Source organism: Stenotrophomonas sp. NPDC078853 (assembly GCF_044901215.1).
Taxonomy (GTDB): Bacteria; Pseudomonadota; Gammaproteobacteria; order Xanthomonadales; family Xanthomonadaceae; genus Stenotrophomonas; species Stenotrophomonas lacuserhaii.
The window spans coordinates 126,046-149,433 of record NZ_JBJDOQ010000006.1 but is presented as its reverse complement, the minus strand read 5'-3'; the positions used below and the strand labels follow the sequence as shown (position 1 = coordinate 149,433).

The following is a 23,388-nucleotide window of genomic DNA, read 5'->3' as shown; positions in this document are numbered from 1 at the left end:
CCTCATGCAAGAACGGAAAATCACCCTGATTGATATCGGGGCGGGCGCGTTGCCATCTGTCACCCCGGTGACGGCGCAGAACTCGTCCTGGTTCCCCACGGTATACGTCTCCCCCGAGACGCCGCCGGTGGACGGCGTGACGCCTGAGCCGGTGGCCGATGGCGTGCTGATCGAGTGGGACGCCATCGACCAGGCCGGGGTCGTCTACATCATCGAGCGTGGGCCCAGCCAGAACGGCCCGTGGACGGAGATCCATCGCACCACCGAAACCCGTTACCTCTACAGCGATGGCAGCGGGCAGAAGTGGTATTTCCGCATCACCGCTTCGGTGCGCGGCAAGCCGGGGCAGGGCACGGTGGTTGAGGCCACGCCGGTGCCGACCACGGCCCAACTGGTTACCGCCCAGCAGAAGCTGGACAAAGAGATCGTGGACCGAGCGCTGGCTGACGCCAACGAGGCGGCCGCCCGTGCGCGCGATATCGGCTCGGTCAACGCCAGCCTGGTGCTGGAGGCGCAGACCCGCGTCACCCAGATCGGCCAGGCCATGGACGCGATCGCGGCCGAGGGGCAGACCCGCGCCACCGACCTGCTGAACGAGAAGCTGGAGCGCGAGGCCGCCATCACCGCGGTCAGCGAGACGCAGCAGAACGGATTCGATTCGCTCTCCCGCGCGCTGTCCGAGGTCGCCGCTGGCAGCGGCACGCAGTTCGACAGCAAGCGGATCTGGGACTTCAACCTGACCGTTGAGAATTGGACGGGCAACGGAGCGCCCGTGCTGGTTGACGGTTGGCTGCGCCCGGCGAATGCCGCGGCGAATCCCTACGTGCAATCGCCGGGTGGGCTGGCGATCGACGGCAGCGCCTACCGCTACGTAAAGATGCGAATCAAGAAGGTGGGCAAGCCCGCCTGGGCCGGCGCGCTTCAGTGGATCACCACGACGGACGCAACGTGGAACGCCGCCAAGCGCGTGGCCATGGCCGAGCCGGCATGGGACAGCAACGGCGTCGCCACGATGGACGCGGCTGACGTGCCGTGGTGGCCGGCCACCGTGGCGGCGATCCGCCTGCAGCTCGGTGCCGCGCAGGCGCTGTCCGATTACTACCTGATCGACTGGGTGGCGATCGGTCGGCCGTCGCCCGGCGCCAGTGTGGCGCTGGTGCAGGAAGAGACGCAGGCCCGTGTCACCGCGCTGGCGGCGGAGGCCACGCAGCGGAATACGCTGGCCGTGCAGATGCGCGGCAACTACGCCGGAACCGACCTCAGCCAAGCGCAGGGGTTCATGGGCGATGAGCGCACCGCCCGCGCGGCGGCCGACAGTGCGCAGGTGCAGCGCATCACGACCATGGAAGCCCGCATGCCTGCCGGCAGCGGCGGCCTCGCCACGAGCGCATCGGTGACGACCCTGCAGGATGCGATGGTAGCGGCGGACCAGGCCAATGCCCAGGCGACGACGAAGGTGTCTTCGGATCTGCGCGCGGCGATGGGCCGGGGCGTGAACCTGGTGATCAACGGCGACATCGGAAACGACCTCGCCGGCTGGCAGATCACCGGTGGCCAGCCCGGCACATGGTCGGTCAGTGCGACCGAGGGGCGCGGTGGCGGTAAATGCCTGAAAGGCACCAGCGTCCCGTTTGGGGTGGTCACTTCGGCACAGGCCAACCTCAATGAGGGGATCGAGGTCAAAGTTGGACGGCGCTACCGGCTGCGAGCTTGGGTAAAGGTCAGTGCGGACTATGTCGGCGACACCGACAATTCAAAGATTCGCGTAGGTGCCGTCCGGACGGACGGCACGGAGGTCTTGCTGTGGTCGCGGGTCTACAACTCGGGTTGGACCAACTGGACGGTGGTGGAGAACGTCTTCACGATCGCAGAGGGCACGACCAGGTTCCGGCTTTCTGCCGGCCTCCGCAACACGGCCGGCTACGTCCTAGTGGACGACTTCGAATTCGTCGATATAACCGACGAAGAGCTGATCGCCTCCAATGCCTCGGGCCTAACTGCCATCACCACCCGGGTTGGCGTCGTAGAAGGAACGCTTGTTAGTCAGGGAACCGCGCTCACTCAGGTGCAGGCTGACGTGGCCGGCAAGGCCAGCAATGCAGCGCTGACTTCGCTGGACAGCAAGGTCACCCAGCTCGCGAACACCGTTACCAGTCAAGGCACCGCGTTGACCAGTGTCACCGCGAGCCTACAGAACATCGGTGGCGACAATCTGGTGGGTAACAGCAGCTTTGAGCGGGAGGCCACAAGTGCCGGGGGGGTTCCCGGTTGGGGGAACAACAGCGCTGGCTTGGGATCGGCCGTCACCCGTCGCCTGTTGGCTACCTCGATGCTACCTGGGTCAAGCCGTGCGTGGCGTTGGGAGCTCCAGAACGTCCCGGTCACAGGCTATCTGGAAGCCATCAGCAACACCGTCGTTAAGAGCACTCGCATCGTTCCCGGTGAGAAAGTGACGGTATCCGCCTATCTGCGCGGCACCCCAGGGACGCGCTGGTTCCTGCAGATAGCGTGGCATGACGCCAACGGCGCGGTCATCTCCTATATCGGTAGCCCGGGCACCACGACCCTTACTGATGAGAACTGGTCGCGGAAGGTGTTTACCCCGGCCAACCCGGCACCGGCCAACGCTGCCGCTGCGCGCGTATACCTACGCGCATATGGGTTGAACGTGGTTGATCAATGGGTGGAATGGGACAATGTACAACTGCAGGTCGGGGCTGTGGCGACGGGCTATACGCCGTCACTCGATGAGATCGCCAGCGCCACCGAGGCGAACTCGATCGCTACGAGTACCCTCTCGGGTAAGGTGACCGCGCTGGAGGGCACCACCACCGCTCAGGGCCAGGCGATCACGACGGCGAGTGCAAAGCTGACGGCTCTGATGAGCGGTGGCGTTTCGGTGTTTCCGCAGGGCACGTTTGAGACGTTCGACACGGATGCGCAGTTGTCCAATAGCAACGGCGTGTCATTTACCGTTCGATCAGGGAACTCGAGCGGAATTCGGCGCACTGGCGGCAAAGCGATGGAGGCGAAGGTCGTCACCACGTCCAGTAGCGGGAACGCCGACGTGAACATCAGCGGAGACGTCCCGGTCTCGCCCGCTCGGAGCTACTACGTTGAAGGCTTTGCCCGTCTGGCCGACGCGAGCACTACGCCGACTTCCGGTTCCGCGCATCTCGGCGTGCGTGCAGCTGACGAGGCAGATGGGAACTTGCATTGGCCGGTGGTTGGTCAGAACCTGAGTGGATTGACCAACGCGGCATGGACCAAGATATCTGGTTACATCACCACCAGTGGCTCGGCAGCCCGGATTCGACTGTTTGCGTCCTTGCGGGGGGCTCGCCAAGCCGGGGTAATTGTGATGTTCGACGACCTTACCATCTCGGACGTCACCGATGCGCTAGGCGCAAAGGCAACCGCTGAAGCGGCGGCGAACGGCCTCAGCGCTTTGACCACGACCGTCACCCAGCAGGGCGGCCAGATCACTGCCCTCGGGCAGCAGGTCAACCAGGTTGGCGCCAGCGTGGCAGGTAAGGCAGACGCCAGCGTGGTGCAGACGCTCACGGCTACGGTGAATAGCAATCTCACCGGATCTGGAAATCAGATTCCCAACTCCACGTTCGCAACGGACACTCTGGGCTGGACCCTTGAGTACGCGCTTGGGTGGTCGGGAACAGGTGGATTTGGCTGGGGTCGTGACCAGTCCGGGCGCTACCTCGATCAGCACGGCATCCACGTGGTCGGCATCCGATCTGATGCTGTGAGCGGTGCCACGATCAACGACAACGCCTGCTACATCTACACCGACAAATACTTGCCGGTGGTGCCCGGTTCCACGGTGATCCTCAGCGGCTACATCAGCACGTTCGGTTACGGGCGTGGTGGCGTGGTGATGAAGTTCTCCAATGGCGCTGGAGATTTCATTGCCGAGCCGATCTCCAATCTCGTGTCTACCCCAGATAGCAACTGGGGCCATATCAGCCAGTGGACTCGGGTGTTCCTGAAGTACACGGTGCCCGCCGGCGCAACCAAGGCCAAGGTCGGCATGTTTGCTCGCTGCGACGTGTCAGCAGGTCGCTTTGCAGGCGTGTGGATGGCGATGCCCATGTTGGAGGTGGCGAAGGCCGAATCCACAGGGCCGTCCCCTTACTCGGCGGGTGGCAACGAGTCATTTGCCGGATACAGCATGTACGTGACGGCCGACGGGCTGACTGGCGGCCTGGTCACGAAGAACGACGGCAAGGTCGTCGACATGAAAATCCTTGCCAACGTCCTCCAGATCCTCAGCCCCAACAAGCCCGAGGGCATCGAGATGCGCGATGGCTACATCCGCGTATGGAAGGGGAACTCGCAGCGGATCATCGGCACCGGCTTTGGCAGCGGCGACCTGATGGACTACTTCGGGCCGAACGTCGGCGCAGGGGCCGCCAACAAGCAGAACGCGACGGTCTGGATGGACGTCAACGGAAATGCCTACTTTGGCGGCACGCTCTCGGCGGGCATCTGGAAGAACGCCAACCGCACCGATAGCACGGCGCCATACCCGTATGTCGAAGTCGGGCCGTTCCCTGCACATGGAAGGCAGCGTCTTGTCGTGGCCTCATTCAGCACGTCGTCGCCGACGTACACCACTTGGTACGACGGTCGGTCGTGGAACAACGAGCCGCCGCCGCCCAGCATCTCTACGACCACTGTCCTGCGACTGCGGCGTAATGCTGGCGGCGGACTTCAACTGGTGTCGCAGCAGGCGTTCCAGGCGTACTCGGTGCTGGAGGCCAACATCTATCACGATCGCGACGCCGGGATTCCCCAGCTGCCGAACGGTGGGTGGCAGCAGATGTACTTCTTCGCTTGCGACGGTTCCTTCACCGCAACAGAGCCGGGTTCGACCTTTCAGAACTTCGTGTACGAGGCGGCAATTACCGCCCAAGGCATCGGTCAGATCGGCCGGCAGTCAATGTCGGTGGTCAGCACCGAAGAACCATAGGCGGCCCTGCCGCCCCATGCACCAATCGCTGACGCGGTGGCCAGCGTTCCCAGCCACCGCATTACCAGGAGAGAACTATGAAGTTTCGTGCAAAGCTGCAGATGGAGATGAAGACGGCAGACCAGCGAGGCGTTGTCACGCTGAGCTTCGTTCCGCTCGATGCGGGTGTGCCGCAGATGACGTTGTCGGTGTCGCCGGCGGCTGCTGCCGGCATGGAGGTCGGTCGGATCTACAGCTTCACCGCGGAGGTCGAGCCCGAAGACGAGGCCGCCTGAGGCGTCAGGCGACCTGGTCCAACAGGGCCGGTTGGTTGTTGCGCGGCGTATTCACAGCGCGGCTGACGCGATAGGCCTCCATCGCCGCGGCTCGCTGGCCAGCAGCATCGCCATCGCCTCGTCGGGCTCGGCGGCCAGCCAATCATCGGCCTGGCCGGCCGTCAGCCACACCGGCATGCGGTCGTGTCCGCGGCAGCCAGCTGCAGTCCCCGATGATGATCTTGAAGGTGCTGCGGTGCTGCGGTGCTCCTGTTGCCGCGCGGAGCGTGGCGGGTTTGCCGCAAGCGCGGCGGCCCACCTCTTGATATCCAAATTGGGGGAAAAACTTCCAAACTCGATCGTGCTACGATCGCCAGAGTTCAGGCTCTAGTCAGGAAGACGGATGTCACAACTTCGTAAAGTTTTAACTTGGTCAACGATCGTCATCTTTGCCGCTGGAGCTGTTTGGTTCGGCCTCAGCGTTTACAAGACACGCGCAACGTCCGGGGCGCCCGCAACTAACAAGGCTGAGCAAACCATCCCCGAGCACGTGACTGCCGCATCTGGCTCGTTAGGATCATACGGTGCAATAGAGTCGAGCCTCTGGAAGCGCGCCGATCCTAAGTTGGCGGCGGAAAGATTTTCAGAGCTTCTTGCGCGCGCCGAGGCGGGCGACGTCGTCGCACAGCGCGACTTGGCGAACCTTTACCAGCGTTGTTCCGTTTTCAGTCTTTCGCCTTCAAACATGTATTCCATGCTGGACACGTTTGCGCGTATGCGTGGGGAGCCGGAAGGCGCTTACGATGATATCAAGAAACGATTTTCGGCAACCTGCGCTGAGGTCGATGGCGGTCAGGTGATCCCGCAAGTAGCCTATGCGAACTGGTTTGAGCGCGCCGCCCGTCAAGGCGATACGTACTCGAAGATCGCGATCGCTTCCGCAAATCTGACTTCTCTCAAGCCCGGGGACTATCAGGCGATCGCTCGTGACGCCGTCAATTCCGCAGACGCTGAAGCGATTTTCGCCCTCGGTGACTTGCTTGCCATGGCGCCAGAATCGGCTGACCTCGCGGAATTCAAGTCGGTGGCTACTGGGCCCTATGCAAATTACGCATGGGGCATAGTGGCGTGCCGGATGGGGGCCGACTGCGGCACAGGGTCTTTCCGTATGGATTCGCTCTGCATGAATACAGGCGTATGCGGGACTGCTGGGTTTGAGGATGCCATCAGGACCAATGCCGTTCCCGCAGGCCAGCAGGAATCGCTAGATAAAGCGATAGTTGAAGTACAGGAAGTTGTCAGGAAGAAATCAACTTAAAGGAGCGTAGATGAGCCAGGTTTCCAAGAAGGCGAAATGGAGCATTGTTGGATTCGCTTTAGTTGCTTTTGCTGCAGTTGCTGCCACAGTAACAATTAACGCGGGTGCTTATCCTTACAATCAAGTGCAGTCAGCGCAGGGATTGTCCGCTTATGAAATGTCCGAGCTGAGAATCGCCGGTCTCTTAGGTCTGGCTGGCATGTACCGAACCACGCATGGAGCGACGTCTCTGCCGCCGGGAAGCAAAATCGTAGTCACATGGGCCGACGGATCTAAGGAGGAGGCGAACGTCCTGTGCTTGGCGGGTACTGTTTGCGTTCAGCCCATCCCTGGGACTCAGCAGCCGCCGAGTTCCGGTGGTGGGGGCGGGGGTGACGGTGGCGGCTGGGGTGGTGGCGGAGGAAATACTGGGCCAATTGGCGGCGGCGGCGGCGGCGGCGGTGGGGGTGGCGGCGGAATCGTGATTGTTGGGCCGCCGGTGACTGAAAATCCTGCTTAAACCAGCCTGACAGGCTTCGGTCGTGACCTGCCTCGCTACCGCAAAGGCAGCCTGACCCAAAGCCCCGCTTCGGCGGGGCTTTTGTCTTTTATCGATACGCGTGAGACCGGCCGACCGTGTCCTGCGCGCACGCTTCCTCCGGGCATCCGCTGGCGCTTGGTTGACGGAGGTATTGCGCCGGTCGCAGCGCCCGGACGACGAGGTCTGGTGGGTCGAGGTGGACCGTCATCTTGACGAGCAGCACCGCGGACGCCGGATCTGCACCAGCTACGAGCAGGGCGTGATCGGGTCTGAGCTGTGGGCGGTCAGGCATCACCAGCGGATTCGTCTGGAGATCGATCAGCGCGAAGTGGCCCGCGCGGCCCAGCGAAAGAACCGAACCTGGTAAGCAGTCAGCCGCCGTTGCCTCCGTATCGGCGCGTGCGACCGCCGGCGTCGACAGTAGGTGCATGGATCAGAAGAGCATCGGCAAGGCGCGCTGGGCGCGCGCGAGGGCGGCTTCGCTATGGCAGCAGGCCGACGATCTGGACAGGGAGAGTGGCGGCGACTGGAGGACCCGTGCGCGGCGTCGGCGCGGAGCCGCGAGCTTGAGGGCGGAGGCCGGCCGGCTCGAACGGATCGCCAACCGCATCGATCCGCCGGATATGGAATGGGACCTGGCCGTCTAAGGGGCTATATCGGGAGAGGGGGCAGTGGGCCAACCAGCTCCTCACCGGCGCGCCATTCCCCCGTCTGGCGATCAACGTGGAGAAGCCGGGTGTTCCCTCGCTTGGCCACCAGCACCAGATCGATCGTGCCTTTCCAGGATCGGGACGGGGTGGGCGTCATCCCTCGGTGATAGATGGCGATCCGTTCGAAGGTGTCCGCAACCATCTGGCGTGCCTTGGTCCGTGCGTCATAGTCCAGCGCCTCCACCCCTGCCGCCAGCTCTTGCCAGGCTTGGGCGATTGCCGGCGTGGGCGTTGATGCCAGCGAAGCCAGCTCGCGCTCCAGCGCCTCCACCTCAGCCTCCTGGCCGGTCAGCTTCACCTCGAGGTCGCGCGCGCGGCGGCGGAAGGAGGCAGGCGCCTCGCCCGATTCGTCTGCGAGGAGCGCGTCTGTGATCTTCTCAACCTGGGCTGCGGTGTCGGACGCGCGCACCCGCGCTGCCGCGAGCTGGCCCGCGATCGCGGCGCTGCGGTCGCCGCCTTCGAACAGGCGCGTCAGGTTCATCTGATCGGCGCAGTAGGACATCACGGCATGCTCGATGGGGACCACGCTGCAGCTACCGGCCACCGCGCAACCGCTTCCCTGAGAGTTCCCCACGCAGATCAGGCGACGGTGCCCCTGCTGGGGCTTGCCGTCCTCGCGCCGGGCCCGGTTCATGAGGTTCTGGCCGACCATGGCGGAGCCGCAGTAGCCGCAGAAGGAGAGGCGCAGACCGGTGATCAGGCCCGGGATCTCGCCGGTGCCCTTGCGCTTCGCGCGCTGGCCGACCATGTGCTGCAGGCTGGCGAACTCCTCGACCGACAGCAGGGCGGGGTAGTAGCCCTCGAGCCGGTACTCCTGGCCATCGACCTCGATCACCTTCTCGCCCACCAGGGCGCGATTCCGGATGATCCGATAGAGCTGTTGTGAGGGGTTCCCGCCATCGGTGATCTGCAGGCCCAGCTCGTCCAGCGTCCGGACGATCCTGACGGCTCCGTGCCCCTCAAGGAACATGGTGATGGCCAGCCGCACCGCCTTGGCGCGCTCCTCCACGATATGGAACACCCCCTCATTGAGGCCCAGCCAGTGGGGGTCTCGACCGTTTCGAACGACACCACGCCACGTTCCGGCTACCCAGCCCTGGCACTGCCGGTGGATCGCCGCGCGCACGCGCTTGCTCTTGGTGTCGGATTCCTCATGGGCCCGGATCATCACCAGGAGGCTGTAGACCAGGTCCATCGGCTGGGCCTTGAGCCCTTCGCGGTTGTACTCGCGGCCGTCGCTGGCAGTCACCACCGTGATGCCGGCATTGATGATCTGCGCCAGCTGGGCCTGCGCCTGAATGGGTTCCGCGCGGCTCAGCCGGTCCAGCCCCTCGACGATCAGCACCGACCCGGCCGGGATTCGTCCCTCATCGATCGCGACCAGGAACACGCCGAGTGCGCCGCGGGTGACGTGGCGCTGGTGGTAGGCCGATAGGCCCTCGTCCTGCATCGACAGGGCCGAGTCGAGAGTCATCCCGTGCTCGGCTGCCCATCGGCGCGCGTACTCAAGCTGACGGTCAGCACTACTGCCGGCGGCCTGCTTTGGGTCGCTGAAGCGCAAGTAGCTGTAAACTTTGGCCTTTGTAGCCATAGAGCCAACCAAGATGGATTCGGATCGTCGAAGTATAGGGTTTATTTCATTAGGGTGTCCGAAGGCCCTCGTCGATTCCGAGCGCATCCTCACCCAGTTGCGGGTAGAGGGATACGACATCGTCCCGACCTACGACGCCGCCGACGTGGTGGTGGTCAACACCTGTGGCTTCATCGATTCGGCGGTGGCCGAATCGCTGGATGCGATCGGCGAGGCGATGAACGCCAACGGCAAGGTGATCGTCACCGGCTGCCTGGGCAAGCGCCCGGAGCAGATCCGCGAGGCGTACCCGGACGTGCTGGCCGTGTCCGGGCCGCAGGACTACCAGAGCGTCATGGAAGCGGTGCATGCGGCGATTCCGCCGCGTCACGATCCCTTCGTGGACCTGGTGCCGGACTACGGGGTCAAGCTGACCCCGCGCCATTACGCGTACCTGAAGATTTCCGAGGGCTGCAACCACAAGTGCAGTTTCTGCATCATTCCTTCGATGCGCGGCAAGCTGGTTTCGCGGCCGGTGGATGAGGTGTTGCGCGAAGCCGAACGGCTGGTGCGCGGCGGTGTGCGCGAACTGCTGGTGGTGTCCCAGGACACCTCCGCCTACGGCGTGGACGTGAAGTACGCCGAGCGCATGTGGCGCGACAAGGCCTACCAGACGCGGATGAAGTCGCTGTGCGAAGGTCTGTCCGAGCTGGATGCCTGGGTGCGGATGCACTACGTCTACCCGTACCCGCACGTGGACGAGATGGTGCCGCTGATGGCGGAAAACCGGATCCTGCCGTACCTGGACATTCCGTTCCAGCACGCCAGCCCCCGCATCCTGCGGCTGATGAAGCGTCCGGGCGCGGTGGAAAAGACCCTGGAGCGGGTGCAGAACTGGCGGCGCATCGCGCCGGACATCACCGTGCGTTCGACCTTCATCGTCGGTTTCCCCGGCGAAACCGAAGCCGAATTCGAGGAACTGCTGTCGTTCCTGGACGAGGCGCAGCTGGACCGTGTCGGTGCGTTCGCCTATTCGCCGGTGGAAGGCGCCACGGCCAACGACCTGCCCGATCCGTTGCCGGAAGAAGTGAAGCAGGAACGCCTGGCGCGTTTCATGGAAAAGCAGGCGCAGATCTCCGCCTCGCGGCTTGAAGCCAAGATCGGTACCGTGCAGCAGTGCCTGGTCGATGCGATCGAAGGCGATATCGCGGTGGCGCGTTCCAAGGCCGACGCACCGGAGATCGACGGACTGGTGCATATCCAGAATGCCGATGAGGTGACCCTGCGGGTCGGCGATTTCGTCGACGTGGAAATCACCGAAAGCGATGAGCACGATCTGTACGGCGATGCATTGCCGCCGACCGCTGTGCCCGCCGCGCGCAAAACACTCGATCTGAAAATGCTGTGACCCATCCGGAAGCGCCGGATCCCGGGTGGGTGGCCACCGTTGGCCGTCACGCTTCGGCTTCCAGCGCGACCCGCCGCCGCTTCGTCGCGCCACCGCGCGCGGCGGTGGATGCGGCCTGCTTCGCGCATCCGCTGTTTGACGCACTGGCGCCGTTTTCCCGGCTGCTGGCGGGTGCGGAGTGGCCTTCCATCGAAATGCTCAACGGCGTGCTGCCACTGCAGGACAAGCGGCTGGTCGAGCAGGACGCGGCCTTGCTCGCCGATGGCCGGCACTATGAGCAGCGCATTGCCGAGACAGGCCGCATCGCCACCCGTGCCAGCAGCTGGCACGACCTGTTCAACGCGCTGGTCTGGGCGCGCTATCCGGGCATCAAGCGAGCGCTCAATAGCGGTCAGTGCCAGCACATCCGGCAGATGGGCCCCCACGCCCGCAACCGCACGCAGGCCGCACTGACCCAGTTCGACGAATCCGGCGTGATCGTGCGGGTGCGTGACGCGCGCCTGCTGGCGGCGTGGGATGCGCACGACTGGCAGGTGCTGTTCGTGCAGGGGGCAAAGCAGTGGGCGAGCGGCGACATCGGCGTGGCAGCGGTGATCGGCCATGCGCTGATGGAGCAGGCACTGCTGCCGACGCGACTGCTGGTAGGCAAATGCCTGGTGGTGCACGGCGAGGATGATGCTGCCTGCATCGCGGCCGTGGCGCGTGCGCTGGACGAGGGTGCGGTGCTGCAGGATCCGTTGGAGCTGCGGCCGTTGCCGCTGGCCGGCATCCCGGGCTGGCACCCGCGGCAGGACGCCGGGTTGTACCAACAGACGGCGTATTTCCGCCCGCTGCGGGCTGGGCGTGGGTATCCGCCGCCGCTGTAGGTCGGTGATTCTCCGTTCGCGCCCTGCGCGGCGTGATGCAATCCGCGCGGTGCGCGGTCCGGTAGCGCCGAGCCATGCTCGGCGGCTTCTGGTTCGGGGATTGCGGTGTCTGAGACGGGCCGCGCTGCGCGCTCGCCGAGCATGGCTCGGCGCTACCGGTGCTACCGGCGGTCCGTTCCGGCGCCGTACTGCACGGCGAGGATCGCAAAGCCGTGGCGTCCGCCGGGAAGGTCGACCTCGAACTCATCGTCCACGCGCTTCTTCAACAGGGCACGCGCCAGCGGTGAGTCGATGCTGATCCAGCCCGTGGCGGCATCGGTTTCGTCCGGCCCGACGATGCGGTAACGGCTGATCTCCGCCGTATCCACATTCTCCAGTTCTACCCACGCGCCGAAGAACACTGCCTGCGGGTCGCTCGGTTCGCCATCGACCACGCGCAGTGCCTCCAGCCGCTTGCTGAGGTAGCGCACGCGGCGGTCGATCTCACCCAGCTGCTTCTTGCGGTAGGTGTACTCGGCATTCTCCGAGCGGTCACCTTCGGCCGCGGCTGCGGCCAGTGCCTTCACCACTTCCGGGCGGCGCACGCGCCACAGGTCCTCCAGCTCGGCCTTCAGCCGTGCATGGCCGCCGGAGGTGATCAGCGCGGTGCTCTTTTCTGCTGGGGGACGCCAACGCGACATCTACTGCTCTCTACGCAACTGCAATGCGACAGCTTACGGACCTTCAGCGCTTTCCGCCGAAGATGCCACCGAGGATCCCGCGCACGATCTGGTTGCCCAGCCTGGTGCCCACCGTGCGCGTGGTCTGCTTGGCCATGGTTTCGATCATGCCCTGGCGTCGTTTGGTGCCGAAGATCGCATCCTTGATCGTCTGGCCGAACCCGCCGTCCTGCGCGTCGTCCTGCTCGCGCGTGCGCGCCTTGGGGGTGGCGGCCTGCTCGACGCTCTTCTGCGCGCGCTGGGCCAGCCGTTCGGCCGCCGATTCACGGTTGATGGCGGTGTCGTAGCGGCTGCCGACCGGGCTGCCGGCGCGCACCTGCGCACGTTCGGCGTCGGTGACCGGGCCCATCCGGCAGCGTGGCGGGGCGATCAGGGTCTGCTGCACCGGCATCGGGATGCCTTTGTCCTGCAGGGTGGATACCAGCGCTTCACCGGTGCCCAGCGAGGACAGCACGCGTGCCACGTCCAGCTTCGGATTGGGCACGAAGGTTTCCGCAGCGGTCTTCACCGCCTTCTGGTCGCGCGGGGTGAACGCGCGTAGCGCATGCTGCACCCGGTTGCCCAACTGGCCGAGGATGTTGGACGGCACGTCGTCGGGGAACTGCGAGCAGAAGTACACGCCCACGCCCTTGGAACGGATCAGCCGCACCACCTGTTCGATGCGCTGCACCAGGGCAGGGGGCGCATCGTTGAACAGCAGGTGGGCCTCGTCGAAGATGAAGACCAGCTTGGGTTTTTCCAGGTCGCCCACTTCCGGCAGGGTTTCAAACAGCTCGGACAGCAGCCACAGCAGGAAGGTCGAATACAGCTTCGGCTTCAGCACCAGCTGGTCGGCGGCGAGGATGCCGATGACCCCGCGGCCATCGTGGTTGACCCGCATGATATCGGCCAGTTCCAGCGCCGGCTCGCCGAAGAACGCTTCGCCGCCATCCTGTGACAGCCGCAGCAGGGCACGCTGGATCGCCGCCACCGATTGCGCACTGACCAGTCCGTACTCGGTGGAGATGTCCTTGCGCTCTTCGGCCACCAGCCCGAGCAGCGCGCGCAGGTCGTCCAGGTCCAGCAGCAGCAGGCCACGGTCGTCGGCCAGTTTGAACACGATGTCCATCACGCCGGCCTGGGTGTCGCTGAGCTCGAGGATGCGGGTCAGCAGGGTAGGGCCCATCTCGCTGACGGTGGTGCGCACCGGATGGCCCAGCTTGCCGAAGAGGTCCCAGAAAATGGCTGGGCTGGCGGCCGGCGCGTAGTCGGCCACTCCGATCTGCGCGGCACGCTGCAGCAGCGCATCGCCGCCGGCGCCGGCCACGGCCAGGCCGGACACATCGCCCTTCACGTCGGCCAGGAACACCGGCACGCCGATCCGCGAGAAACCTTCGGCCAGCGTCATCAGGGTCACTGTCTTGCCGGTGCCGGTGGCGCCGGCCACCAGTCCGTGGCGATTGCCGAGCTTGGGCAACAGGGTGACCGCTACGTCGTCGGTGATGCCTTTGCCGAGCAGAATCGGGTCCATGGTCCATCCCTTGTGATGAATGCGCGCAATGTTAACCGGCTGCACGGTGCGGGCCCTCTCCGGGTTGCCCGGATCGTGGCGGCACCGCTACTCTGCCTGCCTGATTCGCACACAGTGCCAAAAATGCCCGTTCCTGTCCTGCTTGTTCGTGGATTGCCCGTCCTGGCCCTTGCCAGCCTGCTGCTGGCCGTCCCCGACGCCCATGCGCAACGTGTTTCCAACCGTGACCGGGCCAAGGCCGAAGCGCTGCAGCAGCGCATGGGCGTGGCCGAGAAGCGCTATACCGACGCGCTGCTGCGCGTGTCCAATGCCGATCCCAAGGGCGCCGCCGAGGCGGATGCCGCGCTGGAGGACATGGAAGACGTGCTGAGCGAGTGCGTGGGACAGAAAGGCTGCCAGATGAGCACCCTGCTGGCTACCTACAAGCGCCTGCTCAAGCGCGATGCCGACGCCGAGGGCGACGACAGCGTGGCCGACGAAGCCGGTGACACCCTGCAGGCCGATCCGGACCACATCGGGCCGTTGGCGGCCGACGTGCCCGAAGCGGCCCGCGCGGCGGCGCTGCTCAACGACAAGCGGCATGCCTTCGACAGCATGGTCGAGTACAACCCGGCCATCCAGGCCGGTATCCGGCGCTGGCTGACCGACATGCGCCCGGCGCTGCTGACCAGCTACGAAAACTACCAGAACGTGCGCGCGGTGATGTGGCCGGAATGGGAAAAGCGCGGCCTGCCCGAAGCGCTGTTGTTCGGCATCATGGCCAAGGAGTCCAATGGCCGCGTGCATGCCTCTTCGCGTGCCGGCGCCGCCGGCCTGATGCAGTTCATGCCGGCCACCGGCCGGCGTTTCGGGCTGGGTCCGGATGGCACCGGCTTCGATACCCGCTTCGATGCGCGCAGCGCAGCCGAAGCCAGCGCGACCTACCTCAACGAGCGCATGCGCCAGCTCAACAACAACATCGAACTGTCGTTGGCCGGCTACAACGGCGGCGAAGGGCGCGCGCTGCGCGTGTTCCGGCAGAACGCTGGACAGAGCTTCTGGGTGGACAGCGTCTACAACGAGTTCCCCGGCGAGACCAAGGACTACGTGCCGATGGTCATTGCCGCCGCCTGGATTTTCCTCCACCCGCAGCAGTACGGCGTGGAGTTCCCGAAGGTCAACGCACAGCCTGCGACGGTGCGCCTGGCCAAGTCCACCACGATCTATGAGCTGACCATCTGCCTGGGCAGCCAGGGTACGCGCGATGGCTACATGCGCACGCTGCGCAACCTCAACCCGCGTTACGAAGCGGATGGCTGGATTCCGGCCGGCACGCTGATCAACGCCACCACCCGCATCGCCGGCCTGTACACGCGCAACTGCGTAAGCGGCCCGCGTGCTGACCTGGCACGTACCCTGATCACCGCTGATCTGAACGCGGCGATCGTGCGCCCGAGCGCGGCCAGCTTCACCGGCAGCGTGGCGGTGGGCGGGGTAGTGCCGGTGGCCGCAGCGGAAGCCAGCGTGGTGGGCACCGCCCCGACCGCTCCGGTAGTGGCGCCACGTCCCGCTGCACCGCGCGCGCAGCCAGTGCGTTCGCACAAGGTGGGCAGGGGCGAAACGCTGGGCAGGATCGCCGCGAAGTTCAGCTGCGACGTGCCCACGCTGGCCCGCGCCAATGGCCTGAAGGCACCGGCCTACAGCCTGCGCCAGGGCCAGACACTGAAGCTGCAGGGCTGCGGCAACTGACCAACCCGGTAGTGACGGCATGGTGGGTGACCGTTGGTCGTCACGCTTCTGGATCTATTGCAGGTCGCGCAGGTTCAGGCGGCGCAGCGTGGGGTTCTTCCACGCCGTGATGCCCGCCACGCTGAGCACCGCAAAACCGCCCAGCACCACCGCCGGCACCAGCCCCAGCCACCTGGCCATCGTGCCGGCATAGAACGCGCCGAGTTCGTTGGACGAACTGATGAAGATGCCGTTGATCGACGACACCCGGCCGCGCATTTCCTCCGGCGTGGCCAGCTGCAGGATGGTCGAACGCACCACCACCGACACGCCATCGAAGGCGCCGTAGAACAGCAGGATCAGCGCCGACAGCCAGAAGTGGTGCGACAGCCCGAAGCCGATCACGCACAGCCCGAAGCCGGCCACCGCGAACAACAGCACGCGGCCGGCATGCTGCTGCAGCGGGTGGCGGGCCAGCCACAGGCCGACTGCGATGGACCCCAATGCCGGCGCCGCGCGCAGGATGCCCAGCCCTTCGGGCCCGTAATGCAGGATCTCCTGCAGGAAGGCCGGCAGCATCGCCACCACGCCGCCCAGCAGCACCGAGAACATGTCCAGCGCCATCGCTCCGACCATGATCCGGTTGCCGACCACGAAGCGCGCGCCTTCTGCGATGCTGCGGAAGATCGGCGCGGCTGGCCCGGCATGCAGCGGCTCGCTCACCTTCAACGAGGCCAGGCAGGCCATCGCCATCACTGCAAAGCCGGTGGCAACGCCGTAGGCCACGCCCTTGCCGCCCCAGCCGACCAGTACGCCGCCCAACGCCGGTCCCACCACCATCCCGGCCTGGAAGAACACGCTGCCCAGCCCTGCGCCGCGGGCGAACTGGTGGCGCTCCAGCACCCGTGCGAACAGCGCGTTGTAGATCGGCGACAGGAAGGCGCGGACCATGCCGGTCAGCGCGATGGCGGCATAGATCGGCCACACGCCATGGAACGGCAGCCAGCCCAGTGCCACCGCGCACAGCACCAGTGCGGTGGCGACCAGTCCGGCGCAGGCCGCCATGCCCAGCCGGCGTCGTGGCAGATGGTCGACCAGGTAGCCGGCAAACGGCGCCACGCAGAAGAACGGCAACACTTCGGCCAGGCCGACCAGGCCCAGCGAAAAGGGATTGCGGGTTACTTCATAGATGTGCCAGCCCACCGTGACCGCAACCACCTGGTAGGACAGCATCGCGAAGATGCGGTAGGCCAGCAGCTGGCTGAAGCCCGGCCGCGCCAGCAGGGTGCGCGCGGTCTCTTCGGTGGGGGCCGGGAGGCTCACGGGCGCGTGGAATGCAGCTGGGCCTGCGCGGTTTCGCGGATGAAGGCCAACATCGCGGCCACGCCGTTGCTGCGGGTGGGCGACAGGTGCCGCGACAGACCGATGTCCTGGATGTAGCTGGGTTCGGTGTCGATGATCTCCTGTGCGGAGCGCCCGGAGTACACGCGCAGTGCCAGGAAGATCAGCCCGGACACGATCGCCGAGTCACTGATCGCACGGAAGTGCAGGGCATCGGCATTGCCCTCCGGCACGATCCAGACCATCGACTGGCAACCCAGCAGGCGGTGTTCCTCAGTCTTCCATTCTTCCGGGAAGACCGGCAGCTTGCGGCCCAGGTCGATCAGGTACTGGTAGCGCTCGGACCAGTCCCCGAAAAAGGAGAACTCCTCGGCAATGGTGGTCTGGGCCTCGGCGGCGGTAGCTTCAAGCGGGAACGGGGAGTCGGTCATTTCATTCTTCATCTGGCGGGGTGCGGCCGGCCGGGATGGGCCGGCACGAGGGCGATCAGGCGCGCTTGCGCACCCAGCGCACGCCCTGCGCGGTGTCTTCCAGCACGATGCCTTCGGCGGCCAGCTGGTCGCGGATGGCGTCGGAGCGGGCGAAATCACGGGCCTGCTTGGCAGCGGCACGCGCGTCGATCAGCGCCTGGATGCGGGCATCGTCGTCGCTGCTGCCGCCGGCGGTCCCGAACCATGCGGCAGGATCCTGCTGCAGCAGGCCCAGCGCCAGGCCGGCGCCCAGCAGATCCTGCTTCAGCTGGGCGCGCTCGGTGGGATCGGTGGCCTTGCGTGCTTCACCGGCGATGCGGGCCAGCTCGGCCAGCGCCAGCGGTGTGTTGAGGTCATCGTCCAGCGCGGCTTCCACCACGGCCGGTATGCGTGCAGCAGCAGGCAGGTCGGCGAGGTCGCGCAGGGTGCCGTACAGGCGGTCCAGGGTGCGCCCGGCCTGCTCGATCACCGCATCGGACCAGTCCAGTGGCTGGCGATAATGCGCCGAAAGCAGGGCCAGGCGGAGGGCTTCGGGCGGATGCTTCTGGACCAGGTCGTGCACGCGTTCGATGTTGCCCAGCGATTTGCTCATCTTGGCGCCGCCGAAGTTCAGCATGCCGTTGTGCAGCCAGAACCGCGCGAAGATTTCACCGCCGTGCGCGCACTCGCTCTGCGCGATTTCGTTCTCATGGTGCGGGAACTGCAGGTCCACGCCACCGGCATGGATGTCGATGGTCGGGCCCAGGTGGGCGGCGGCCATGGCCGAGCACTCGATGTGCCAGCCAGGGCGGCCACGGCCCCACGGCGAGTCCCAGCCGGGCAGATCGTCGCTGGAGGGCTTCCACAGCACGAAATCGCCGGCTGCGCGCTTGTACGGGGCCACTTCGACGCGGGCACCGGCCAGCATTTCCTCCGGATCCCGCCGGGAGAGCTTGCCGTAACCCTCGAAGGTGTCCACCGCGAACAGCACGTGGCCTTCGGCGGCGTAGGCGTGTCCGCTGTCGATCAGCCGGGCGATCATCTCGATGATCTGCGGCATGTGTGCGGTGACTTCCGGTTCGATGTCCGGCGGCACCACGCCCAGCGCGGCCATGTCCTGGCGGTAGGCCGCGGCGAAACGGTCGGTGATGGTGCTGATCGGAACGCCCTGCTCGCGCGCGGCGGTGTTGATCTTGTCGTCCACGTCGGTGATGTTGCGGGCGTAGCGCAGGGCGCCGAAGCGACGGCGCAGCAGGTCGGCCAGCACGCCGAACACCACCGGGCCGCGCGCGTTGCCGATGTGCACGTAGTTGTAGACCGTGGGGCCGCACACATACAGGGTCGGACAGGCCGGATCGAGCGGAGTGAACGTTTCCAGCTGGCGTGTCAGGTTGTTGTGCAGGCGCAGGGTCATGGTGGGGGCGCTGGGGGACAAGCCGTCGATTCTAGCGCTGCAGGGGCTCCCGGGGTACCGCGTGGGCTCATCCGGGCACGCCATGGGCTGGCCCCCTGCGCGGCGGACGGGTAATGTTCAGCCCCTTGGTGTCCGTGCTGCCTACACTATCAATGTGCCCTCGAACCCGTTGCCGATGAGATACCTCTTCCTTCCCGCACTGGCTGCCTGCCTGCTGGCCGGCCCTGCCATGGCCCAATCGGAAGAGGCCGAGCCCCGCAACCGGGTGGTGATCGTGGAGAACATCAAGCTCGATTACGCCCAGGTGCTCAACGTCGAGCCGGTGTTCCAGACCCTGCGCGCCACCCGCACCGAAGAGCATTGTGAGCCGGTCACCACGCGCAACCTGCCGCCGGTGAACGTCACCGGCGAAGAGCCGGTGGAAGAGAAGGGCCGCTTCGGGCGCCTGTGGGATTCGGTGCGATCGATCTTCAAGCCTGGCGAAGAGGGCAGCGCCGAAGTGGCGGCAGTGCCCGCCGGGGCCCAGCCCAGCAACGCGCCGATCCTGACCCGGGACTGCCGCATCGTGCCGGTCGGTCGCGAGTTCCGCCGGCCCATCGCCTATGACGTGGACTACGTCTACAAGGGCACCAAGTACCGCTCGCGGCTGCCCGAAGACCCCGGCAACCGGCTGAAGATCCGGGTCTCGATCACCCCGTGGGTCGGTGCCGAACAGGGTTCGCCGACAAATCCCTGATGGCGGGTCTTGCACCGCACCATCGGCCATGCCACCATGGGCGGAAATGAACGCAACCGACTTCCAGCACGACTCCAGCGCCGCCCGCCAGGCCAGCAGCATGACCTCGCGTGCCCGCCGACCGGAATCCCACATTTCCGCTGGGTGACCGGAGCTTCGTGCTGTCTGTTCGGTAAAAAACCCAGCCCACCGGCTGGGTTTTTTCGTTTCCGGGATCTGAAAAGTTGCATCTGCACCCAATTCCACACCGCAAGGATCGATTGATGTCCCTCAAGCACTTCCTGAACACCCAGGACTGGAGCCGCAGCGAACTCGATGCGCTGTTGACCCAGGCCGCGCTGTTCAAGCGCAACAAGCTCGGCGACCAGCTGAAAGGCAAATCGATCGCGCTGGTGTTCTTCAACCCGTCCATGCGCACCCGCACCAGCTTCGAACTGGGTGCTTTCCAGCTTGGTGCCCACGCGGTGGTGCTGCAGCCGGGCAAGGATGCATGGCCGATCGAGTTCAACCTCGGCACCGTGATGGATGGCGATACCGAAGAACACATCGCCGAAGTGGCCAAGGTGCTCGGCCGCTACTGCGACATGATCGCGGTGCGTGCCTTCCCGAAGTTCGTGGACTGGTCGGTCGACCGCGAAGACACCGTGCTGAAGAGCTTTGCCAAGTACTCGCCGGTGCCGGTCATCAACATGGAAACCATCACCCATCCGTGCCAGGAACTGGCCCACGCGATGGCGCTGCAGGAGCACTTCGGCACCCAGGACCTGCGTGGCAAGAAGTACGTGCTGACCTGGACCTACCACCCCAAGCCGCTGAACACCGCAGTGGCCAACTCCGCGCTGACCATCGCCACCCGCATGGGCATGGACGTGACCCTGCTGTGCCCGACCCCGGATTACATCCTGGACGAGCGCTACATGGGCTGGGCCGAGCAGAACGTGGCCGAGAACGGCGGTTCGCTGCAGGTCAGCCATGACATCGAAAGCGCCTACGCCGGTGCCGACGTGGTGTACGCCAAGAGCTGGGGCGCGCTGCCGTTCTTCGGCAACTGGGAACCGGAAAAGCCGATCCGCGACCAGTACAAGCACTTCATCGTGGACGAGCAGAAGATGGCGCTGACCAACAACGGGGTCTTCAGCCATTGCCTGCCGCTGCGTCGCAACGTCAAGGCCACCGATGCGGTGATGGATTCGCCGCAGTGCATCGCCATCAACGAGGCCGAAAACCGGCTGCACGTGCAGAAGGCCATCATGGCCGCGCTGGCCGGCCGCTGATTTCTTTCTGATTCGAACATTCCGCCGGGCATCACCTGGCGCTACCAGGACCTTACCCCCATGAGCAACAAAGACGTCGTCCTCGCCTTCTCCGGCGGCCTTGATACCAGCTTCTGCGTGCCCTACCTGCAGGAGCGCGGCTACAACGTGCACACCGTGTTCGCCGACACCGGCGGCGTGGATGACGAAGAGCGCGACTTCATCGAAAAGCGCGCCGCCGAGCTGGGCGTCACCAGCCATGTCACCGTCGATGGGGGTCCTGCGATCTGGGAAGGTTTCGTCAAGCCGTTCGTCTGGGCCGGTGAAGGCTACCAGGGCCAGTACCCGCTGCTGGTGTCGGACCGTTACCTGATCGTCGATGCTGCGCTCAAGCGCGCCGCCGAACTGGGTACCAACATCATCGCGCATGGCTGCACCGGCATGGGCAACGACCAGGTGCGTTTCGATCTGGCGGTGAAGGCGCTGGGCGACTACCAGATCATCGCCCCCATCCGCGAAATCCAGAAAGAACACACCCAGACCCGCGCTTACGAGCAGAAGTACCTGGAAGAGCGCGGCTTCGGCGTGCGCGCCAAGCAGCAGGCCTACACCATCAACGAGAACCTGCTGGGCCTGACCATGTCCGGCGGTGAGATCGACCGTTGGGAAGCACCGGGTGAAGGCGCCCGCGGCTGGTGCGCACCGCGCAGCGAATGGCCGGAGCAGGCCCTCACCGTCACCCTGAAGTTCGTCGACGGCGTTGCCGTGGCGCTGGACGGCAAGGCGCTTCCGGGCGAGAAGATCCTGGCCACGCTCAACAAGCTGTTCGCTCCGTATGGCGTGGGCCGCGGCGTGTACACCGGCGACACCGTGATCGGCCTGAAGGGCCGCATCGTGTTCGAAGCGCCGGGCCTGGTGTCGCTGCTGGCCGCGCACCGTGCACTGGAAGACGCGGTGCTGACCAAGCAGCAGAACCGCTTCAAGCCGGACGTGGCGCGCAAGTGGGTGGAGCTGGTGTACGAAGGCTTCTACCACGACCCGCTGAAGACCGACATTGAAGCGTTCCTGAAGTCCTCCCAGGCCAAGGTCAACGGTGAAGTCGTGCTGGAGACCCGTGGCGGCCGCGTCGATGCAGTGGCCGTGCGTTCGCCGCACCTGCTCAACACCAAGGGCGCCACCTATGCGCAGTCGGCAGACTGGGGCGTGGAAGAAGCCGAGGGCTTCATCAAGCTGTTCGGCATGAGCTCTACGTTGTATGCCCAGGTCAATCGCTGAAAGCGATTGACTTGCCCGCGCATTCCACCTTGACCCCACGCCGTTGGCGCACCCCCTTCAGCAAACCGCCAGCGGTTTGCCCACGCATTCCACCTTAACCCCCACGCCGTTGGCGCACCCCCTTCAGCAAACCGCCAGCGGTTTGCCCACGCATTCCACCTTAACCCCCGCGCCGTTGGCGCACCCCCTTCAACAAGAAGGGGGTTTTCCTCCATCTGGATTCACGTTGTCCTGAAGGATCTACGCAACATGCTGGAACAGACGCTTCATCACCTGCAGGCCCTGGTGTCTTTCGATACCCGCAATCCGCCGCGTGCGATCACCACGGGGGGAATCTTCGATTACCTGCGCGACAACCTGCCCGGCTTCCAGGTGGAGGTGATCGACCATGGTGACGGGGCGGTCAGCCTGCATGCGGTGCGTGGTACGCCGAAGTATCTGTTCAACGTGCACCTGGATACCGTGCCGGACTCGCCCCACTGGAGCGCGGATCCGCATGTGATGCGTCGCCTGGACGACCGCGTGGTCGGGCTGGGCGTGTGTGACATCAAGGGCGCGGCCGCGGCGCTGGTGGCTGCCGCCAATGCCAGCGAAGGTGATGCGGCATTCCTGTTTTCCAGCGACGAAGAAGCCAACGATCCGCGCTGCATTGCCGCCTTCCTGGCCCGTGGCCTGCCCTACGAGGCGGTGCTGGTGGCCGAGCCGACCATGAGCGAGGCGGTGCTGGCCCACCGTGGCATCAGCTCGGTGCTGATGCAGTTCGCCGGTCGCGCCGGCCACGCGTCGGGCAAGCAGGATGCGGCCGCCAGCGCGTTGCACCAGGCGATGCGCTGGGGCAACCGCGCGCTGGACCATGTGGAATCGTTGTCCTCGGCACGCTTCGGTGGGCTGACCGGGCTGCGTTTCAACATCGGCCGCGTGGAAGGCGGGATCAAGGCCAACATGATCGCGCCAGCGGCCGAGCTGCGCTTTGGTTTCCGTCCGCTGCCGTCGATGGACATCGATGCGCTGCTGGCCACCTTCGCCGGCCTGGCCGAGCCGGAAGCGGCGCTGTTCACCGAAACCTTCCGTGGCCCCAGCCTTCCGGCCGGGGACATCGCCGATGCCGAGAACCGGCGCCTTGCCGCGCGTGACGTGGCCGATGCGCTGGACCTGCCGATCGGCAACGCGGTGGATTTCTGGACCGAAGCCTCGCTGTTCTCCGCCGGTGGCTACACCACCCTGGTGTTCGGCCCGGGCGACATCGCCCAGGCCCATACCGCCGATGAGTTCGTGACGCTGGAACAACTGCAGCGCTATGCCGACGCCGTGCACCGGATCATCAGCGCCGGCGCGTGAACCCCCCGATGCC

At 65.5% G+C, this 23,388-nt stretch carries 20 protein-coding genes; 13 read left to right on the top strand and 7 right to left on the bottom strand.

Annotated elements, in window-relative coordinates:
* Window positions 1-4: 4 nt before the first annotated feature.
* Together ACI2JH_RS08790 and ACI2JH_RS08785 are read left to right on the top strand one after the other, a co-directional pair.
* Window positions 5-4,987, top strand: a complete 4,983-nt coding sequence (locus ACI2JH_RS08790) for a carbohydrate binding domain-containing protein (RefSeq protein WP_404735960.1) — start codon at window positions 5-7, stop codon at window positions 4,985-4,987.
* Window positions 4,988-5,064: 77 nt separating this feature from the next.
* Window positions 5,065-5,262, top strand: coding sequence for a hypothetical protein (locus ACI2JH_RS08785; protein WP_319624102.1), 198 nt, complete (start codon window positions 5,065-5,067; stop codon window positions 5,260-5,262).
* Between the two features lie 51 nt (window positions 5,263-5,313).
* On the opposite strand, the gene ACI2JH_RS08780 is transcribed toward ACI2JH_RS08785, so the two are convergent.
* The gene (locus ACI2JH_RS08780) at window positions 5,314-5,439 is read right to left on the bottom strand and encodes a hypothetical protein (protein ID WP_404735959.1); all 126 of its coding nucleotides are present in this window, start codon (window positions 5,437-5,439) and stop codon (window positions 5,314-5,316) included.
* 205 nt (window positions 5,440-5,644) lie between these two features.
* Between ACI2JH_RS08780 and ACI2JH_RS08775 the strand changes: the two genes are divergently transcribed.
* The 4 genes from ACI2JH_RS08775 to ACI2JH_RS08760 all read left to right on the top strand — a co-directional run bounded on the left by ACI2JH_RS08775 (window position 5,645) and on the right by ACI2JH_RS08760 (window position 7,726).
* A complete protein-coding gene (locus tag ACI2JH_RS08775) occupies window positions 5,645-6,559 on the top strand; it encodes a hypothetical protein (RefSeq protein ID WP_404735958.1) in 915 nt (304 codons plus the stop codon).
* 10 nt (window positions 6,560-6,569) lie between these two features.
* Window positions 6,570-7,058, top strand: a complete 489-nt coding sequence (locus ACI2JH_RS08770) for a hypothetical protein (RefSeq protein ID WP_404735957.1) — start codon at window positions 6,570-6,572, stop codon at window positions 7,056-7,058.
* A 160-nt stretch (window positions 7,059-7,218) separates the two neighbouring features.
* A complete protein-coding gene (locus tag ACI2JH_RS08765; RefSeq protein ID WP_404735956.1) occupies window positions 7,219-7,446 on the top strand; it encodes a hypothetical protein in 228 nt (75 codons plus the stop codon).
* 61 nt (window positions 7,447-7,507) lie between these two features.
* On the top strand, window positions 7,508-7,726 hold the full coding sequence (locus tag ACI2JH_RS08760; RefSeq protein WP_404735955.1) for a hypothetical protein: 219 nt from the start codon (window positions 7,508-7,510) through the stop codon (window positions 7,724-7,726).
* Window positions 7,727-7,730: 4 nt separating this feature from the next.
* On the opposite strand, the gene ACI2JH_RS08755 is transcribed toward ACI2JH_RS08760, so the two are convergent.
* Window positions 7,731-9,380 carry a recombinase family protein gene (locus ACI2JH_RS08755; protein ID WP_404735954.1) on the bottom strand — a complete coding sequence of 550 codons (1,650 nt, stop codon included), beginning with the start codon at window positions 9,378-9,380 and terminating at the stop codon, window positions 7,731-7,733.
* A gap of 13 nt (window positions 9,381-9,393) precedes the next feature.
* Between ACI2JH_RS08755 and rimO the strand changes: the two genes are divergently transcribed.
* A complete protein-coding gene (gene rimO / locus ACI2JH_RS08750) occupies window positions 9,394-10,767 on the top strand; it encodes a 30S ribosomal protein S12 methylthiotransferase RimO (protein WP_404735953.1) in 1,374 nt (457 codons plus the stop codon).
* Window positions 10,764-11,633: a DUF3025 domain-containing protein gene (locus ACI2JH_RS08745; protein ID WP_404735952.1), complete on the top strand. Its 870-nt coding sequence runs from the start codon at window positions 10,764-10,766 to the stop codon at window positions 11,631-11,633. The genes rimO and ACI2JH_RS08745 overlap by 4 nt, the downstream gene beginning before the upstream one ends.
* A 161-nt stretch (window positions 11,634-11,794) precedes the next feature.
* On the opposite strand, the gene greB is transcribed toward ACI2JH_RS08745, so the two are convergent.
* Both greB and ACI2JH_RS08735 read right to left on the bottom strand, forming a co-directional pair.
* Window positions 11,795-12,313, bottom strand: coding sequence for a transcription elongation factor GreB (greB, locus tag ACI2JH_RS08740; RefSeq protein WP_404735951.1), 519 nt, complete (start codon window positions 12,311-12,313; stop codon window positions 11,795-11,797).
* Between the two features lie 43 nt (window positions 12,314-12,356).
* Window positions 12,357-13,862, bottom strand: coding sequence for a helicase HerA-like domain-containing protein (locus ACI2JH_RS08735; protein ID WP_404735950.1), 1,506 nt, complete (start codon window positions 13,860-13,862; stop codon window positions 12,357-12,359).
* A gap of 123 nt (window positions 13,863-13,985) precedes the next feature.
* On the opposite strand from ACI2JH_RS08735, the gene ACI2JH_RS08730 reads away from it, so the two are divergent.
* The gene (locus tag ACI2JH_RS08730; protein ID WP_101100688.1) at window positions 13,986-15,590 is read left to right on the top strand and encodes a transglycosylase SLT domain-containing protein; all 1,605 of its coding nucleotides are present in this window, start codon (window positions 13,986-13,988) and stop codon (window positions 15,588-15,590) included.
* A 54-nt stretch (window positions 15,591-15,644) separates the two neighbouring features.
* Here ACI2JH_RS08730 and ACI2JH_RS08725 read toward each other — a convergent pair whose 3' ends face one another.
* Genes ACI2JH_RS08725 through cysS form a run of 3 tightly spaced genes read right to left on the bottom strand, consistent with a single transcriptional unit; the run spans window position 15,645 to window position 18,773 of the window.
* Entirely contained in the window at window positions 15,645-16,892 is a 1,248-nt protein-coding gene (locus ACI2JH_RS08725; RefSeq protein WP_404735949.1) for an MFS transporter, read from the bottom strand.
* Complete coding sequence (locus ACI2JH_RS08720) at window positions 16,889-17,341, bottom strand: SufE family protein (RefSeq protein ID WP_042614071.1); 453 nt, start codon at window positions 17,339-17,341, stop codon at window positions 16,889-16,891. Before ACI2JH_RS08720 ends, ACI2JH_RS08725 begins: the two co-directional genes overlap by 4 nt.
* A 55-nt stretch (window positions 17,342-17,396) precedes the next feature.
* Window positions 17,397-18,773 (bottom strand): cysteine--tRNA ligase, encoded by a 1,377-nt coding sequence (gene cysS / locus ACI2JH_RS08715; protein ID WP_182657195.1) that lies wholly within the window; start codon window positions 18,771-18,773, stop codon window positions 17,397-17,399.
* A 175-nt stretch (window positions 18,774-18,948) separates the two neighbouring features.
* Here cysS and ACI2JH_RS08710 point away from each other — a divergent pair, with 175 nt between their 5' ends.
* The 4 genes from ACI2JH_RS08710 (at window position 18,949) to ACI2JH_RS08695 (ending at window position 23,375) form a co-directional block, all read left to right on the top strand.
* A complete protein-coding gene (locus ACI2JH_RS08710; RefSeq protein WP_101100691.1) occupies window positions 18,949-19,509 on the top strand; it encodes a hypothetical protein in 561 nt (186 codons plus the stop codon).
* A gap of 263 nt (window positions 19,510-19,772) precedes the next feature.
* Window positions 19,773-20,783, top strand: coding sequence for an N-acetylornithine carbamoyltransferase (locus tag ACI2JH_RS08705; protein WP_101100692.1), 1,011 nt, complete (start codon window positions 19,773-19,775; stop codon window positions 20,781-20,783).
* A gap of 60 nt (window positions 20,784-20,843) precedes the next feature.
* Entirely contained in the window at window positions 20,844-22,037 is a 1,194-nt protein-coding gene (locus ACI2JH_RS08700; protein WP_101100693.1) for an argininosuccinate synthase, read from the top strand.
* Window positions 22,038-22,286: 249 nt separating this feature from the next.
* Window positions 22,287-23,375: an acetylornithine deacetylase gene (locus ACI2JH_RS08695; protein WP_101100694.1), complete on the top strand. Its 1,089-nt coding sequence runs from the start codon at window positions 22,287-22,289 to the stop codon at window positions 23,373-23,375.
* Window positions 23,376-23,388 lie beyond the last annotated feature (13 nt).

What these genes read in the sequence shown, in the direction of transcription:
- ACI2JH_RS08695 (WP_101100694.1), top strand. Translation starts at nt 22,287, where the DNA reads ATGCTGGAACAGACGCTTCATCACCTGCAGGCCCTGGTGTCTTTCGAT.
- ACI2JH_RS08720 (WP_042614071.1), bottom strand. Translation starts at nt 17,341, where the DNA reads ATGACCGACTCCCCGTTCCCGCTTGAAGCTACCGCCGCCGAGGCCCAG.
- ACI2JH_RS08775 (WP_404735958.1), top strand. Translation starts at nt 5,645, where the DNA reads ATGTCACAACTTCGTAAAGTTTTAACTTGGTCAACGATCGTCATCTTT.
- ACI2JH_RS08790 (WP_404735960.1), top strand. Translation starts at nt 5, where the DNA reads ATGCAAGAACGGAAAATCACCCTGATTGATATCGGGGCGGGCGCGTTG.
- greB (WP_404735951.1), bottom strand. Translation starts at nt 12,313, where the DNA reads ATGTCGCGTTGGCGTCCCCCAGCAGAAAAGAGCACCGCGCTGATCACC.
- ACI2JH_RS08705 (WP_101100692.1), top strand. Translation starts at nt 19,773, where the DNA reads ATGTCCCTCAAGCACTTCCTGAACACCCAGGACTGGAGCCGCAGCGAA.
- ACI2JH_RS08770 (WP_404735957.1), top strand. Translation starts at nt 6,570, where the DNA reads ATGAGCCAGGTTTCCAAGAAGGCGAAATGGAGCATTGTTGGATTCGCT.
- ACI2JH_RS08785 (WP_319624102.1), top strand. Translation starts at nt 5,065, where the DNA reads ATGAAGTTTCGTGCAAAGCTGCAGATGGAGATGAAGACGGCAGACCAG.
- ACI2JH_RS08760 (WP_404735955.1), top strand. Translation starts at nt 7,508, where the DNA reads ATGGATCAGAAGAGCATCGGCAAGGCGCGCTGGGCGCGCGCGAGGGCG.
- ACI2JH_RS08730 (WP_101100688.1), top strand. Translation starts at nt 13,986, where the DNA reads ATGCCCGTTCCTGTCCTGCTTGTTCGTGGATTGCCCGTCCTGGCCCTT.
- ACI2JH_RS08710 (WP_101100691.1), top strand. Translation starts at nt 18,949, where the DNA reads ATGAGATACCTCTTCCTTCCCGCACTGGCTGCCTGCCTGCTGGCCGGC.
- cysS (WP_182657195.1), bottom strand. Translation starts at nt 18,773, where the DNA reads ATGACCCTGCGCCTGCACAACAACCTGACACGCCAGCTGGAAACGTTC.
- rimO (WP_404735953.1), top strand. Translation starts at nt 9,394, where the DNA reads ATGGATTCGGATCGTCGAAGTATAGGGTTTATTTCATTAGGGTGTCCG.
- ACI2JH_RS08735 (WP_404735950.1), bottom strand. Translation starts at nt 13,862, where the DNA reads ATGGACCCGATTCTGCTCGGCAAAGGCATCACCGACGACGTAGCGGTC.
- ACI2JH_RS08780 (WP_404735959.1), bottom strand. Translation starts at nt 5,439, where the DNA reads ATGCCGGTGTGGCTGACGGCCGGCCAGGCCGATGATTGGCTGGCCGCC.
- ACI2JH_RS08700 (WP_101100693.1), top strand. Translation starts at nt 20,844, where the DNA reads ATGAGCAACAAAGACGTCGTCCTCGCCTTCTCCGGCGGCCTTGATACC.
- ACI2JH_RS08755 (WP_404735954.1), bottom strand. Translation starts at nt 9,380, where the DNA reads ATGGCTACAAAGGCCAAAGTTTACAGCTACTTGCGCTTCAGCGACCCA.